Annotated in this window: 12 protein-coding genes; 6 read left to right on the top strand and 6 right to left on the bottom strand. The window is 70.3% G+C overall.

Annotated elements, in window-relative coordinates; genetic code table 11:
• Positions 1–3: 3 nt before the first annotated feature.
• A complete protein-coding gene (locus tag UYS_RS17295) occupies positions 4–318 on the bottom strand; it encodes a DUF3325 family protein (RefSeq protein ID WP_016855478.1) in 315 nt (104 codons plus the stop codon).
• 300 nt (positions 319–618) lie between these two features.
• Between UYS_RS17295 and UYS_RS0210560 the strand changes: the two genes are divergently transcribed.
• Positions 619–2,712: a TonB-dependent receptor gene (locus UYS_RS0210560; protein ID WP_016855477.1), complete on the top strand. Its 2,094-nt coding sequence runs from the start codon at positions 619–621 to the stop codon at positions 2,710–2,712.
• 102 nt (positions 2,713–2,814) lie between these two features.
• Here UYS_RS0210560 and UYS_RS0210555 read toward each other — a convergent pair whose 3' ends face one another.
• Both UYS_RS0210555 and UYS_RS0210550 read right to left on the bottom strand, forming a co-directional pair.
• Positions 2,815–4,608 carry an ABC transporter ATP-binding protein gene (locus UYS_RS0210555; RefSeq protein ID WP_016855476.1) on the bottom strand — a complete coding sequence of 598 codons (1,794 nt, stop codon included), beginning with the start codon at positions 4,606–4,608 and terminating at the stop codon, positions 2,815–2,817.
• A gap of 143 nt (positions 4,609–4,751) precedes the next feature.
• Positions 4,752–5,363 carry a superoxide dismutase gene (locus tag UYS_RS0210550; RefSeq protein WP_016855475.1) on the bottom strand — a complete coding sequence of 204 codons (612 nt, stop codon included), beginning with the start codon at positions 5,361–5,363 and terminating at the stop codon, positions 4,752–4,754.
• A gap of 233 nt (positions 5,364–5,596) precedes the next feature.
• Here UYS_RS0210550 and UYS_RS0210545 point away from each other — a divergent pair, with 233 nt between their 5' ends.
• The 5 genes from UYS_RS0210545 to UYS_RS0210525 all read left to right on the top strand — a co-directional run bounded on the left by UYS_RS0210545 (position 5,597) and on the right by UYS_RS0210525 (position 10,994).
• A complete protein-coding gene (locus UYS_RS0210545; RefSeq protein ID WP_016855474.1) occupies positions 5,597–6,364 on the top strand; it encodes an ATP-binding cassette domain-containing protein in 768 nt (255 codons plus the stop codon).
• Between the two features lie 98 nt (positions 6,365–6,462).
• The gene (locus UYS_RS17290) at positions 6,463–7,311 is read left to right on the top strand and encodes an ABC transporter substrate-binding protein (protein WP_156821599.1); all 849 of its coding nucleotides are present in this window, start codon (positions 6,463–6,465) and stop codon (positions 7,309–7,311) included.
• Entirely contained in the window at positions 7,301–9,304 is a 2,004-nt protein-coding gene (fhuB, locus tag UYS_RS0210535; RefSeq protein WP_016855472.1) for a Fe(3+)-hydroxamate ABC transporter permease FhuB, read from the top strand. Before UYS_RS17290 ends, fhuB begins: the two co-directional genes overlap by 11 nt.
• Positions 9,305–9,363: 59 nt before the next feature.
• Positions 9,364–9,999: a DUF1007 family protein gene (locus UYS_RS0210530; protein ID WP_016855471.1), complete on the top strand. Its 636-nt coding sequence runs from the start codon at positions 9,364–9,366 to the stop codon at positions 9,997–9,999.
• On the top strand, positions 9,996–10,994 hold the full coding sequence (locus UYS_RS0210525; protein ID WP_016855470.1) for a nickel/cobalt transporter: 999 nt from the start codon (positions 9,996–9,998) through the stop codon (positions 10,992–10,994). Before UYS_RS0210530 ends, UYS_RS0210525 begins: the two co-directional genes overlap by 4 nt.
• 159 nt (positions 10,995–11,153) lie before the next feature.
• Here UYS_RS0210525 and UYS_RS0210515 read toward each other — a convergent pair whose 3' ends face one another.
• The 3 genes from UYS_RS0210515 to UYS_RS17285 are packed head-to-tail and all read right to left on the bottom strand — an operon-like array spanning position 11,154 to position 14,232.
• The gene (locus UYS_RS0210515) at positions 11,154–12,302 is read right to left on the bottom strand and encodes a metal ABC transporter permease (RefSeq protein WP_016855468.1); all 1,149 of its coding nucleotides are present in this window, start codon (positions 12,300–12,302) and stop codon (positions 11,154–11,156) included.
• Positions 12,302–13,450 (bottom strand): metal ABC transporter permease, encoded by a 1,149-nt coding sequence (locus UYS_RS0210510; protein WP_016855467.1) that lies wholly within the window; start codon positions 13,448–13,450, stop codon positions 12,302–12,304. Before UYS_RS0210510 ends, UYS_RS0210515 begins: the two co-directional genes overlap by 1 nt.
• Positions 13,450–14,232, bottom strand: coding sequence for a metal ABC transporter ATP-binding protein (locus UYS_RS17285; protein ID WP_016855466.1), 783 nt, complete (start codon positions 14,230–14,232; stop codon positions 13,450–13,452). The genes UYS_RS0210510 and UYS_RS17285 overlap by 1 nt, the downstream gene beginning before the upstream one ends.
• Positions 14,233–14,241: the final 9 nt, after the last annotated feature.

Raw genomic sequence — 14,241 nt, 5'->3', positions numbered from 1 at the left:
CGCCTAGCCCGCGCCTGGCCGCGCTCGACGCGGCATCGCTCGCCGCGAGAGCATGCGCTCCCGTGCGATCAGCAGCAGGGAGATCGCGCCCGCCCCCAGGCTCAGCTGGCCACACCAGCTCACCAGCCCCACAACGAGGCCCTGCCGGCCCATCGCCTCCACGGCGGCCACCAGCAGCAGCACGATGCCCGCCAGCCTGGCACTCGCGCCACGCCGATGCGGCAGCTTCCACCCGAGTCGACGCCGGACACGCTCGGAACCCAGCGCCAGCCCCGCGAAACCGGCCACACACTCGGCCAGGGTCAACCAGATCATCATGTCGTTACCTTTCGTGTCCTGCGCAGCCGCGACGGCGCCGCAGCGCGAGGCGGCCGGTAGACGCCGAGATAGGAAAGGGCATTGGGCAGGATCTCGTCAGAGGGCTTGGTATCCATGCTAATAAAAAAGATTACTATTTGCATCATATGGCTATCCTGAATGGCTCCCTCGTTGGGAGGCTCCCCTGGCCGCATCGACGCGACAAGCCATTTAATAGAAATCAATCTCATTGATATTCACTCCGATCTTGCGTAGGCTCCTCCTGCCAAAAAATCACGCTCCTCTTTCCAGGAAACGACAATGAAAAAGGCCCTGCTCACCGCAGCCATCGCGTCTTCGGTCGCGCCCCTGCATGCCCTCGCCCAGACGCCACAGGACACCATGGTGGTCGTGGGCTCCCGTTCGCCCCAGTCCATCAGCGAGGTCCCCGGCGCCGTCTGGGTCGTGGAGCATCAGCAGCTCCAGGATCAGCTGAACACCGGACAATCGCTGAAATCGGCGCTGGGCAAGCTGATCCCCGGCTTCGACATCGGCTCCTCGACGAATCGCACCAACTACGCTCAGAACTTCCGCGGCCGCGATGCCCTGGTGATGATCGACGGCGTGTCGATGAACGGCTCGCGCAGCCTGTCGCGCCAGTTCGATGCCATCGACCCGTTCAACATCGAGCGCATCGAGGTGCTGTCGGGCGCCAGCAGCCTCTACGGCGGCGGCGCCACGGGCGGGATCATCAACATCATCACCAAGGACGGCGAACCCGGCGGGCCCCATCTGGAAAGCGAGGTCGGGCTGGCCACCGGCTTCAACGACTCGAATGACCTGCAGAAGCGTGCCGCCCAGGCGATGGCCTTCGGCAACGAGCGCGTCAACGGCCGCGTCTCCGCCGCGGTGCAGGAGAACGGCTGGTTCTACGACGGCGACGGCGAGATCATCAAGCCGGACATCGCTCAGTCGGGCCTGCAGGGCAACCGCACCATCGACGTGATGGGCTCGCTCGACGTGGCGCTCACCGAGCACCAGCACCTCGATCTCCTGGCGCAGAAATACCGCTCGCGCTTCGAGGGCGACAAGGGCCTCGTCTATCCCGACTACAACACGGGCAGCAGCTACACGGAGCAGATCCAGGGCAGCGAGGTCCGCGACGGCTACGCGTCCGACATCGACCCGGAGACCGACCGCACCCTGTTCAACGCCAACTACCGCCACGACGCGCTGCTGGGCCAGCAGTTCTACTTCCAGGCCTTCCATCGCGAGGAGTCATCGGTCTTCAATCCCTTCCCGGGCGGCGGCAACGCCTTTACGGTCTCCGAGCAGAACACCGACCTCTCCGGCGCCAAGGCCATGTTCTCGGCCCAGCTCGCCGCTCCACTGTCCCTGACCTACGGCATCGACTTCAGCCACGAGACCTTCGACTCGCGGCGCTTCACCCTGGTCTCCGACGATGGCGGGCGCACGCTGGACAAGGTCGACACCCTGGATCCGTACTACCCGTCCTTCCAGGCCGACACCCTGGCCGGCTTCGCCCAGGCCGAGTACCAGGCCACCGACGCCCTGCTGCTGTCCGGCGGCGTGCGCGTCGAGCAGACCGACGTCGAGGTCGAGCCCCAGGGCGGCAACGACGGCGGCAGCAACGACTACGACGTCTCGCTGTTCAATGCCAAGGCCCTCTACGACTTCCACAACGGCCACCAGGCCTGGCTGGCCTACTCCCAGGGCTTCGAGATCCCCGACATCGCCAAGTCGTACCGCAACGTGAGCTTCGACATCTCCGACAACCCCGTCGACGGGATCAAGACCCAGCAGGTCGAGGCCGGCTGGCGCATGAACGCGGCAGACTGGAACACCCAGATCGCGGCCTACTACAGCTGGTCCGACAAGGCGCTCGACTACGTGTACAGCGACGGCGGCCTGGAGATCGGCACCACCACCATCGACCGCGACGTGCGCACCTACGGCATCGAGGGCAAGGTCCAGCGCTACCTCGGCCGGCACGTCGATGTCGGCACCTCCTTCCACTGGTCGCGCTCCGAGGTCGAGCAGGACGGCGAGTGGCTCGATGCCAGCGTCACCGAGGCCAGCATGCCCAAGGCGGTGGCCTTCGCCAACTGGGCCGACGACGACACCCGCGCCATGCTCCAGGTCAACCGCACCTTCGACATCGACGACGCGGACGGCAACGCGCTCGATGGCTTCACCACCGTCGACACCAGCCTCAGTCAGGCCACCGGCGTCGGCACCTTCAGCCTGGGCGTGAACAACCTGCTCGACGAGCAGTACACCACCACCTGGGGGCAGCGCGCGGCGATCTTCTACGAGGCCTACGGCGCCTCCTCGCTGTGGGACCTCAACGGCCAGGGCCGCACCTTCCGCCTGACCTGGTCGCTCGACGTCTGACGCCTTCCACGACGACCACAAAAATGCCCCGGCGGCCACCATGGCCGCCGGGGCATCTTCCGTTGGGGAGCGCCTGCGCGAGCAGGCGACGCCCTCCCCGCGCTACGGCAGCGCCGCCGCCTCGAGCTCGCCGGTCTGCACCCGCCACTGGGCGGCGTAGCGGCCGTCGCGGGCCAAGAGCTCGGCGTGGGTGCCGCGCTCGGCCACCCGGCCCGCCTCGATCACCGCGATCTCGTCGGCGTGGACGATGGTCGACAGCCGATGGGCGATCATGATCACCGTGCGGCCGTGGCCGATCCGGCGCAGGGAGCGCTGGATGGCGGCCTCGGTCTCGTTGTCCACCGCGCTGGTGGCCTCGTCGAGCACCAGGATCGGCGGATTCTTGAGCAGCGCCCGGGCCAGCGACAGCCGCTGTCGCTGGCCGCCGGAGAGGCGCACGCCGCGCTCGCCCACCGCGGTGTCGAGGCCCTCGGGCAGCGCCTGGATGAAGTCCCAGGCCTCGGCGGTGCGCGCCGCCTCGACGATCTCGGCGTCGGTGGCATCGGGCTTGCCGTAGGCGATGTTGTCGCGGATCGTGCCCTCGAACAGGTAGACGTCCTGGCTGACCAGGCCGATCGATCGGCGCAGCGAGGCCAGCGTCACCTCGTCCAGCGGCTGGCCGTCGACGCTCACCCGGCCCGCGGCCGGCTCGACGAAGCGCAGCAGCAGCTTGATCAGCGTCGACTTGCCGGAGCCGGTGGCGCCCACCAGCGCCAGGGTGTGGCCCGCCGGCACCGCCAGATCGATGCCCTCGACCCCGGCGCCGGACTCGCCGTAACGGAAGGCCACGCCCTCGAAGCGCACCTCGCCGCGCACCGGCTCCGCCAGCGCCTGGCCGGCGTCGTCGCGCACCCGGATCGGCGTGGCCAGCAGGTCGAGGATGCGCCGGGTGCTGGCCATGGCGCGCTCGAACAGGTCGATCACCTGGGCCAGCCCGGTCAGCGGCCACAGCAGCCGCTGGGTGAGGAACACCAGCACCCCGTAGGCGCCGACGTTGAGCTCGCCGCTCAGCGCCATCATGCCGCCCACCGTGAAGGTGGCCAGAAAGCCGGTGAGGATCGCCATGCGGATCACCGGAATGAACGCCGAGCTGATGCGGATCGCGCGGCGGTTGGCCTGCACGTAGGCCTCGCTGGCGGCCTTGAGGCGCTCGGCCTCGCGCGCCTCGGCGGTGAAGCTCTTGATGGTGGCGATGCCCGCCAGGTTATTGGCCAGCCGGCTGGAGAGCTCGCCGACCCGCTCGCGCACCTCGGCGTAGAGTGGCCCGGCCTTGCGCTGGAAGTAGAAGGCGCCCCACACGATCAGCGGGATCGGCGTGAAGGCCAGCAGCGCGATCAGGGGCGAGAGCACGAAGAACACCGCCCCCACCGCCACCACGGTGACGCCGACCTGGATCATCGAATTGGCGCCGCCGTCGAGGAAGCGCTCGAGCTGGTTGACGTCGTCGTTCATGGTCGCCACCAGCTGCCCGGAACTTCGCGACTCGAAGAAGCCCATGTCCAGGCGCTGGACGTGCTCGTAGGCGTCCTGGCGAAGCTCGGCCTGGAGCCGCTGGGCCAGGTTGCGCCACAGGATCTGATAGAGATACTCGAACAGCGACTCGCCGGCCCAGATGAAGAAGGTCAGCACCCCGAGGATCAGGATCTGCTCCCGGGCGGTGGTGAAGCCCAGCCCGGCGACGAAGCTGTCCTCCTGGTTGACCACCACGTCGATGGCCACCCCGATCAGGATCTCCGGGGCGATATCGAACAGCTTGTTGATGATCGAGCAGACGGTGGCGGCGACGATCCGGCGCCGGTGCCCGCGGGCATAGCGGAGCAGGCGGCCCAGCGCCTCGAAGCTCCTCATATTCGACATGGGGGCTCTCCCTGTGGCGGTCTTCCCTGTACGCGACGAAAGACCGCCGGGCCCTGGCAGGCCCGGCGGTCACGATCAGACGGCTACCATACCCCGTCGTCGCGAGGCTGTCCCGCCAGCCTGCAGGGAATCGCGAGGCGCCCTCAGCCGACGGCGGCGAGATAGCGCCGCTCGACCTCGTCCCAGTCGACCACCTCGTAGAAGGCGGCGATGTAATCGGGGCGCTTGTTCCAGTACTTGAGGTAGTAGGCGTGCTCCCACACGTCGAGGCCCAGCACCGGCGTGTTGCCGTGCATCAGCGGGCTGTCCTGGTTGGCGGTGCTCTCCACCACCAGCGCGCCCTGCGGGGTCACACTGAGCCAGGCCCAGCCGCTGCCGAAGCGCGTCAGGGCGGCCTGGGTGAAGGCCTGCCGGAAGGCCTCGACGCCGCCCAGCTCGCGCTCGATGGCCGCCGCCACCCGCCCGCTCGGCGCCCCGCCGCCCTCGGGCGACATCACCCGCCAGAACAGCGAGTGATTGGCGTGGCCGCCGCCGTTGTTGATCACCGCCTGGCGCTTGTCGGCGGGCACCCGGTCGATATCGGCGATCAGCGCCTCCACCGGCAGTTCCTCGAGGCCGGTGCCTTCCAGGGCGGCGTTGAGGTTGTTGACGTAGGTCTGGTGATGCCGCGAATGGTGGATCTCCATGGTCAGGGCATCGAGATGCGGCTCGAGAGCGTCATAGGCGTAGGGCAGTTCGGGCAACGCATGCGGCATGACGGCGGCTCCTTTTCGAGAGAGGCAAGAGAGTCGTGGAGCGACGAAAGTTGAACACCGCGACCACGACCTCAGCCTACGCCCGATAAACCTAAATGAAAACCACTAGCATATAGGATATGCCTATCACGGAGATTTGATAACCATTCGTATCAAGAGTACTCTCACGCGGGTGCGCGCGCCTTCGCCCTGACCGCGAGGCCTCGCGCCGCCGACGATCCACGGAGCCCACCATGTTCGATGCCCAGGCCGCGACCTTCGAGGTCAACGGCAAACGCCTGCTGCACCCCACCGATCTTCGCTTCGAGGAAGGCCAGGTCCACGGTCTGATCGGCCACAATGGCTCCGGCAAGTCGACGCTGCTCAAGCTGCTGGCCCAGCAGCAACCCGCCAGCCAGGGCGTCATCCGCTTCGACGACCGGCCGCTCGGTGACTGGGGCCACCGCGAGTTCGCCCGACAGGTGGCCTACCTGCCCCAGCATCTGCCCAGCGCCGAGACCCTGACCTGCCGCGAGCTGATCGCCTTCGGCCGCTATCCCTGGCGCGGCCTGCTGGGTCGCCATACCCGCGAGGACCGCCAGCAGGTCGAGCGCGCCATCGCCCTGACCCATACCGAGGCCTTCGCCGACCGCCTGGTGGATACCCTCTCCGGCGGCGAGCGCCAGCGGGTGTGGCTCGCCATGCTGCTGGCCCAGGGCAGCCGCTTCCTGCTGCTCGACGAACCGCTGGCGGCGCTGGACATCGCCCACCAGGTCGAGGTGCTGGCCCTGACCCGCCGGCTCTCCCAGGAGCTGGGCCTGGGCGTGATCATCGTGCTGCACGATATCAACATGGCCTCGCGCTACTGCGACCGCCTGGTGGCGCTGCACGGCGGCCGAGTGCTGGCCCAGGGCACGCCGGCCGACCTGATGACCGGCGACACCCTGGAAGCGATCTACGGCATCCCCATGCACGTGATGCACCATCCCGTCGGCGAGCACCGGGTCGCCATCGCCCACTGATTCCATCACTCGCTCGCCACTCGTTCATGGAGTTCCGCTTGTCTCCTCCGCGCCGCCTTCGTCGACGGGCCCGCCGCTGGCTCGCCGGCCCGCTCGTCATGCTGCTCACGCTCTTCATCGCCCTGCCGGCGCTGGCCGACTCGCCACATCTGGAATCACCGCGCCTGGCGACTCTCGACTGGACCCTGGCCGAGACCCTGGCCGCCCTCGAGGCGCCGCCCGCGGCGATGGCCCAGCTCGACGCCTATCACGCCTGGGTGGGCGAGCCGGCGCTGCCGGACGCGGTGATCGACCTCGGCCTGCGCTCCCAGCCCAACCTGGAGCTGCTGGCGGACCTCGATCCCGAACGCATCCTGATCTCGCCGATGTTCGCCAACCTCGCCCCGCGCCTCGAGGCGATCGCCCCGGTGGACACCCTGGCGCTCTATACCCCCGGCCGGGACACCTGGACGGAGATGCGCGAGCTGACGCGCCGCGTCGCCGACATCGTCGAACGGCCCGAGGCCGGCGAGCGGCTGATCGAGGACACCGAGTCGCGCCTGATGCGCCTCGAGCAGCGCCTCGGCGACGACGCCCCGCCGCTGCTGGTCGTGCAATTCATGGACGCCCGCCACGTGCGGGTGTTCGGCGACAACGGCCTCTACCAGGCGGTGCTCGACCGCCTGGGGCTCAAGAACGCCTGGACCGGCGTCACCAACGCCTGGGGCTTCTCGCTGGTCGGCATCGAGGCCCTGGCCGGCCTCGACGCCCGGCTGGTGGTGGTCGAACCCTATCCGGCCGGCGTGCGCGAGACCCTGGCCGACAGTGGCCTGTGGCGGCGGCTGGTCGAACGCAGCCGCGGCGAGCCGCTGATCCTGCCGCCGGTATGGAGCTTCGGCGCCCTGCCCTCCGCCCAGCGCTTCGCCGAGCAGCTGGTGACCGCCCTGGAGAACGACGATGTCCGCTGATGCGCCTGCCCACGCCCTCCCGTCACGCCGGCTGACGCCGGGCCGCGCCTGCCTGCTGCTGGGCCTGCTCACCGCGGGGTTGGCCGTGGCCCATCTGGCGTCGAGCACGGGGCTCGTGGCCGGGCTGTCGTCGCTGGTGACGATCCTGGATGACTCCGCCGACGCCCTGGTGCTGCACTTCGCCTGGTGGCCGCGGCTGGCCATGGCATTGATGGCCGGCGGCGGCCTGGCGCTGGCCGGGGTGCTGATGCAGCAGGTGCTGCGCAACCCGCTGGCGGCGCCGACCACCCTGGGCGTGGCCAGCGGCGCCAACCTGGCGCTGATGGCCGCCAGCCTGCTGGCCCCGGGGCTGCTCGCCCTGGGCCGCGAATGGGTGGCGCTGGCCGGCGGCGGACTGGCCATGGGGCTGGTGTTCGCGCTGGCCTGGCGTCGTGGGCTTTCACCGGTGGTGGTGGTGCTCGGCGGGCTGGTGGTCAACCTCTACTTCGGCGCCTTGGCCATGGTGCTGCTGCTGTTTCATCAGGAGGCGCTCAAGGGCCTGCTGATCTGGGGCGCCGGCTCGCTGGCCCAGAACGGCTGGAGCGACGCCGCCTTCCTGGCGCCGCGCCTGGCGCTGGGCGTCCTCGGCGCCTTCTGGCTGCTGCGCCCGCTGGCGGTGCTGGAGCTCGACGAGGCCGGCGCCAGAAGCCTCGGCGTGTCGCTCAAGTGGCTGCGTCTGGCCGGGCTCGGCCTGGCGGTGTTCCTCACCGGCTGCGTGGTCAGCACCGTCGGCATCGTCGGCTTCATCGGCCTGGCGGCGCCCAACATCGTGCGCCTGGCCGGCGCCCGCCGGCTGGGCACGCGGCTGCTGTGGTCGACGCTGCTCGGCGCCCTGCTGCTGGCCACCACCGACCAGCTGCTGCAGCGCTACGCCGGCACCCTGCCGACGCTGATTCCCACCGGCGCCACCACCGCCGCCCTGGGCGCGCCGCTGCTGCTGTGGCTGATCCCGCGCCTGCGCCTCAACGGCTCGGCGCCGCCGCGCCACGCCGCCACGTCTCGCGTGCGTCACCCCGCGCCGAGAAGGCTGATCGTCGGGCTGTCCCTCGCCCTGGTCGCGATGGCCGTGGTGGCCGCACTCGCCGGTCAGGGCGCCGACGGCTGGCAGTGGGCCTCGCCCCTCGATGCCGGCCTGCTCGAGTGGCGCTGGCCGCGGCTGCTCGCCGCCTCGGGCTGCGGGCTGATGCTGGCCGTCGCCGGCACCCTGATCCAGCGCCTCACCGCCAACCCCATGGCCAGCCCCGAGATCCTCGGCATCAGCGGCGGCAGCGCCATCGCCCTGATGGGCGCCATCTTCCTGCTGCCCTCGCCCGGCAACCTGACGCTGGTTGGCGCCGGGGTGCTGGGCGCGCTCGTCTCGCTGGCGGTGCTGGTGGCGGTCAACCGCAGGAGCGGCTTCCAGCCCGAGCGGCTGCTGCTCACCGGGGTCGCGATCACCGCACTGTTCGAGGCGATCAAGGCCGTGGTGCTGGCCGGCGGCGACCCCCGCGGCCAGCAGGTCATCGCCTGGCTCTCCGGCTCCACCTACTACGTCGATGCGACGAGCGCCGTGACCGTGGCCGGCGCGGCCGCGCTGCTGGCGCTGGCCGCCGCGCCGCTGGCCCGCTGGCTGGACATCCTGCCGCTGGGCGGCGCCACCGCCGCCGCGCTCGGCATCGACCTGCGCCGGGCGCGACTCAGCCTGCTGCTGCTGGTCGCCCTGCTGACCGCCGCCGCCACCCTGGTGGTCGGACCGCTGTCCTTCGTCGGCCTGCTGGCGCCTCACATGGCGCGACTGATGGGCTTCACCCGCGCCCGGGCGCATCTCGCCGGCGCCGCCCTGACCGGCGCGCTGCTGATGGTGCTGGCCGACTGGCTGGGTCGCCAGTTACTGTTCCCGCAGGAGATTCCTGCCGGCCTGGTCGCCTCGCTGATCGGCGGCGCCTATTTCATGTGGGGAATGCGACGACTATGAACCCTATCAAGCCCCGACCGCGCCGATGGCGCGAACGCTGGCGACAGCGGATCGCCTCGATGCTGGCCTTTGCCCTGGCATGTTTTCCCCTGACGGGCGTCGCGCATCCTCACGGCTGGGTGGACGTCTCGGTGAAGGTGATGACGAATGACCAGGGGCATGCCGTGGCCCTTCAGCAGCGCTGGCGGCTCGACCCGTTCTACAGCCAGCTGGTGCTGGAAGAACTCGGCGCCGCCCAGGGCGATGAACCGATGGCGGCGCGCCTCGACCAGCTCGGCGTGGAGATCCGCCACACCCTGGCCCCGAAGCACTACTTCACCCACGTGACCCAGGCCGACCGGCCGATCGCGCTCGGGGAGGTCGATGACTTCACCACCCTGGCGCGCGACGGTCGCGTCGAGCTGATGTTCCGACTGCCCCTGTCCACGCCCCTGCGGCTGGAGGAGGCGCCGATGCGCTATCGCATCTATGACCCGACCTACTACCTCGAGGTCGTGCACGAGGCGGACGCCGAGACGCCCAGGCCGGACGCCTTGACGGTCACGAGAGCCGGCTGCAGCACCCGGATCATCGCCGCCGATCCCGATCCCGCGAAGGTCGCCGAGGCGGCCAGCCTGGATCGCGGCGAGCAAGCCCAGGAGGGCCTCGGCCGCTTCTTCGCCGAAACGGGAGAAATACGATGCGATCGTCCATGAATCCCGCCCACAAGATGCAGCGGCGCCTGCGATGGCTGGCCCCCCTGTTGATCGGTGGCATCACCCTGGGGCTGCTGGCGGTGGCCTGGAGCACCTTCGGCCAGGAGGCCAGCCTGCGGCTGGTCGCCTGGCAGCGCGACCTGCATCGCGCCCTGACGGAGGCGATCGCGGCCCTGGACGCTGCGCCGACATCGGCCGCCTGGCTCGGCCTGCTGGGCCTCAGCTTCGGCTATGGCGTCTTCCACGCCGCCGGCCCGGGCCATGGCAAGGCGGTGCTCGGCACCTACCTGCTCAGCCAGGGCGGCGCGCTGCGCCGGGCCCTGCTGCTCTCGTGCCTGGCCTCTCTGCTGCAGGCCCTGGTGGCCATCGGCCTGGTCACGGTGCTGGTTCATGGCCTGGGCTGGCTGACCCGCCAGGCCATGGGCTCGGTGATATGGCTGGAGCAGGCCAGCTACCTGCTCGTCGTGGCACTGGGGATCTGGCTGTGCTGGCGGGCCCTGGCCGGCCACCGGCGCACGCCGGGCTCCCACGACCACGACCACGACCACGACCACGACCACGACCCGCACGAGTGTGACTGCGCCCACCATCTGACGCCCCAACAGGCCACGGACTGGCGTGGCGCCCTGGCCGTGGTGGCCTCGATCGGCATCCGTCCCTGCAGCGGCAGCGTGCTGCTGGTCGGCGCCGCCTCGCTGCTGGGGCACTACTGGAGCGGCGTGCTGGCGGTGCTGGCCATGGCCGCCGGCACCGCCCTGACGGTCTCGGCGCTGGCCCTGGCCAGCGTGATGGCTCGCGGCTGGGCCGAGCGCCGCCTGCAGCGCTCGGCGAGCAGCATGAACCTGGCGCGCTGCCTGCGAGTCGTTGGCTTCGCAGGCGGCGCCCTCATCCTGATGCTGGGGCTTTCACTGTTCGTGGCCGGCGCCCGGTCACCCGACGCGCCGCCGCTGCTCGAGGGCGCCCCCACCACCTCCCCCTCGCCGTTCGGCGGCTAGCGCCTCGCGCACGACGGCCAGCCCCTGAACGCCCGTGCACGGCCATTGAAATGCGCCTCGACACCTGCGCCGACCTCGAGGGCGACGGCGCCACGCCGAGCCCCGTCTGGCGCGCCGTCTCGGTCGATCCCCTCCCGCCGGGCGAGGCCTGAGCGCCGCCTACCCCTGGCCGTCCGCGGCCCGACGCCCCGGCTCGAGGATCTCCCGGGCCAGCTCGCGGCCGCCCGGGGTCAGGTGCAGCGCCTCGCCGTTGCGTTCGATCAGCGCCTGTTCGCGGCTGCGCGCCACCACCCGGCGTGCCTTGGCATCGTCCCACAGCAGGTGCTCGCGCAGCGCCCGGGTGACGTTCTCCTCGTGCTGCTCGGGGCTGCCCTCGTGGTTGTAGAGGTGCACGGCCAGGGTGCGAATCTCGTTGAGGCGCCGCTGCCCGCGGCGCCGCAGCCACTGGGCGATCACCCCATAGCGCGGGCCGACCAGGAAGGCCAGCAGCAGGAACGCGCCGGTCATCACCGCCATCATGCCGCCGATCGAGACGTCCCAGGCCACCGCCAGGGCATAGCCCGAGACGCTGGACAGGATCGATACCAGCATGCCGTAGACGAACATCAGCCACAGCCGGTCGGTGAGCAGGTAGGCGGTGGCCGGCGGCACGATGACGAAGGCCACGAACAGCACCGCCCCCACGGCGTCGAAGGCCGCCACCGCGGTGCCGCTGGTCAGCAGCAGCAGGCCATGGAACAAGAGCCCCGGCGCCAGCCCCAGGGCCCGGGCCAGCCCCTCGTCGAAGGTGGCCAGCTTGAGTTCCTTGAAGAAGACGCCGACGAAGGCGGCGTTGAGCAGCGTCATGGCGCCCATGGAAAGCAGCGCCTGGGGCACCCGATACTCGCCCAGGGTGACGGTATCGAGCCACACGAAGCCGATCTCGCCGAGCAGCACGGTATGGGTGTCGATGTGCACGTCCCGGGCATACAGGTTGAGCAGCAGCACGCCGATCGAGAACAGCACCGGGAACACCAGGCCGATGGCGGCGTCCTGCTTGACCCGCCGGGTGCTGACCAAGAGCTCGGTGAGCACCACCGTGAGCAGCCCCGTCAGCGCGGCGCCGAGGATCTGCAGCGGGCCGCTCTGCTGATGCGTCGCCAGCCACACGATGACGATGCCGAACACGATGGCATGGCCGATGGCGTCCGAGAGCATGCTGTTGCCACGCAGCACCAGGAAGGTGCCCACCAGGGTCGAGGCGATGCCCACCAGGGCGCCCACCAGCATGATCATCGCCGCGGGATTGTCGAACAGCGCGGCCAGCATCAGGCGCCCTCCTCGTGCAGCGAGGCCAGCACCCGCTCGGCCTCGGCACGCCCCGCCGGCGTCAGCAGCCAGCGCCGCGACGGCCCCGGCTCCCCCGGCGGCGCCTCGCCCCACTCGACCAGGCCACGGCGCTCGAGCTTGCGCAGCGCGGTACGGGTGCGCAGCCCGTGATAGCTGTCGATCAGCCCCTGCTCGGAGCGGAACACCGGATCCTCGTGGCGGGCGGCGAGCCCGTAGAGGGTGGTCAGCACCTGCTGCTGGCGCAGGCGCCGACGCCCCCGCCACAGCCGCAGCGCCTCCCACACCAGGCCGCGGCCCGGGGCCAGGGCGAGCGACAGCAGCACCACGGCGGAAACGCTGAGGATGATCAGCGGGCCGGTGGCCAGGCCCCGCGACAGGGCGCTGAGCAAGGCGCCCAGCACGCCGCCGGCCACGCCGATCAGCGCGGCAAGCGTCACCATGCTCTCGAGACGCCGGCTCCACTGCCGGGCCGCCACCGCCGGGGCGATGATCATGGCCGCCATCAGCACCACGCCGACCATCTGCAGGCCGACCACCACGGCGAGCGCGACCATCATCGTCAGCAGCGCCTCGAGCCAGACCACCGGCATCCCCTGGGAGGCGGCGAACTCGGCATCGAAGGTCACCAGCTTGAACTCCTTCCACAGCACCGCCACCAGCGTCAGGGCGATCGCGGTGATGCCGGCCATGATCCACACGTCGGCGCGCAGGGTGGCCGCCGCCTGACCGAACAGGAAGGCGTCGAGGCCGCCCTGGGAGGCGTTGTGCGTGCCCTGGATATGGGTCAGCAGCACCACCCCGAGGGCGAAGAAGACGCTCAGCGCGATGCCCAGGGCGGCGTCGGTCTTGAGCCGGCTGAGGCGCGTCAGCAGCAGCATCGTCAGCGCCGCCAGGGCACCGGTGACCAGCGCGCCGACCAGGATGCTGCCCATGTGACGCCCGCCGGCGATGATGAAGCCCAGACAGACCCCGGGCAGCGCCGCGTGGGACATGGTGTCGCCGAGCAGGCTCTGGCGGCGCAGCACCGCGAAGCTGCCCAGCACGCCGCTGATCAGCCCCAGCAGGGCGGCGCCGGCCATGACGTTCTGCAGGGTGTAGTCGTTCAACAGGCTCAGCAGCGAGGCCATCACGAGGCGTCGCCCTCCCCGGCCAGCCTGCCGGCCTCGTCGAGCAGCGCGATCTGGCCGCCGTAGGCGCGGCGCAGGTTGTCGGCAGTATAGACCTCGCGCACCGGCCCCTGGGCGATGACCCGCACGTTGAGCAGCAGCAGCCAGTCGAAGTAGCTGCGCACCGTCTGCAGGTCATGGTGCACCACGATCAGCGTCTTGCCCTGGTCGCGCAGGCGGCGAAGGATGTCGACGATGGCGCGCTCGGTGGTGGCGTCGACCCCGGCCATGGGCTCGTCGAGAAAATAGACGTCGGCCTGCTGGACCAGCGCCCGGGCCAGGAACACCCGCTGCTGCTGGCCGCCGGAGAGCTGGCTGATCTGGCGCCCGGCGAGATCGGCCATGCCGACCTGCTCCAGCGCCGCCATGGCCTCGTCGCGCTCGCGCCGCCCCGGCCGTCGCAGCCAGCCCAGTCGGCCGTAGAGCCCCATGGTGACCACGTCCAGGGCGGTGGTGGGGAAATCCCAGTCGACGCTGGAGCGCTGCGGCACGTAGCCCACCCGGCGGCGATGCGACCTGTAGGGCAGGCCGAACAGGCGCACATGGCCGGCCACCGTGGGCACGAGCCCCAGCACGCTCTTGATCAGCGTGCTCTTGCCGGCGCCGTTGGGGCCGACGATGCCGGCCATCACCCCGGGCGGGACGTCGAAGTCGATGTCCCACAGCACCGGCTTGCTGTGGTAGCTGACCGTCAGGTCCTCGACGTGCAGGGCGAGATCCGGTTCATGCAGCGGTAGGGTCATGGCGTGCCT

Source organism: Halomonas smyrnensis AAD6 (assembly GCF_000265245.1).
GTDB lineage: Bacteria > Pseudomonadota > Gammaproteobacteria > Pseudomonadales > Halomonadaceae > Halomonas > Halomonas smyrnensis.
This window is presented reverse-complemented; position numbering and strand designations above follow the sequence as displayed.

Bases quoted from the DNA above. Each gene is read 5' to 3' on its own strand.
- UYS_RS0210530 (WP_016855471.1), top strand. From the start codon at position 9,364: ATGCTGGCCTTTGCCCTGGCATGTTTTCCCCTGACGGGCGTCGCGCAT.
- UYS_RS0210525 (WP_016855470.1), top strand. From the start codon at position 9,996: ATGAATCCCGCCCACAAGATGCAGCGGCGCCTGCGATGGCTGGCCCCC.
- UYS_RS0210555 (WP_016855476.1), bottom strand. From the start codon at position 4,608: ATGTCGAATATGAGGAGCTTCGAGGCGCTGGGCCGCCTGCTCCGCTAT.
- UYS_RS0210515 (WP_016855468.1), bottom strand. From the start codon at position 12,302: ATGCTGGCCGCGCTGTTCGACAATCCCGCGGCGATGATCATGCTGGTG.
- UYS_RS0210560 (WP_016855477.1), top strand. From the start codon at position 619: ATGAAAAAGGCCCTGCTCACCGCAGCCATCGCGTCTTCGGTCGCGCCC.
- fhuB (WP_016855472.1), top strand. From the start codon at position 7,301: ATGTCCGCTGATGCGCCTGCCCACGCCCTCCCGTCACGCCGGCTGACG.
- UYS_RS17285 (WP_016855466.1), bottom strand. From the start codon at position 14,232: ATGACCCTACCGCTGCATGAACCGGATCTCGCCCTGCACGTCGAGGAC.
- UYS_RS17290 (WP_156821599.1), top strand. From the start codon at position 6,463: ATGCTGCTCACGCTCTTCATCGCCCTGCCGGCGCTGGCCGACTCGCCA.
- UYS_RS17295 (WP_016855478.1), bottom strand. From the start codon at position 318: ATGATGATCTGGTTGACCCTGGCCGAGTGTGTGGCCGGTTTCGCGGGG.
- UYS_RS0210550 (WP_016855475.1), bottom strand. From the start codon at position 5,363: ATGCCGCATGCGTTGCCCGAACTGCCCTACGCCTATGACGCTCTCGAG.
- UYS_RS0210510 (WP_016855467.1), bottom strand. From the start codon at position 13,450: ATGGCCTCGCTGCTGAGCCTGTTGAACGACTACACCCTGCAGAACGTC.
- UYS_RS0210545 (WP_016855474.1), top strand. From the start codon at position 5,597: ATGTTCGATGCCCAGGCCGCGACCTTCGAGGTCAACGGCAAACGCCTG.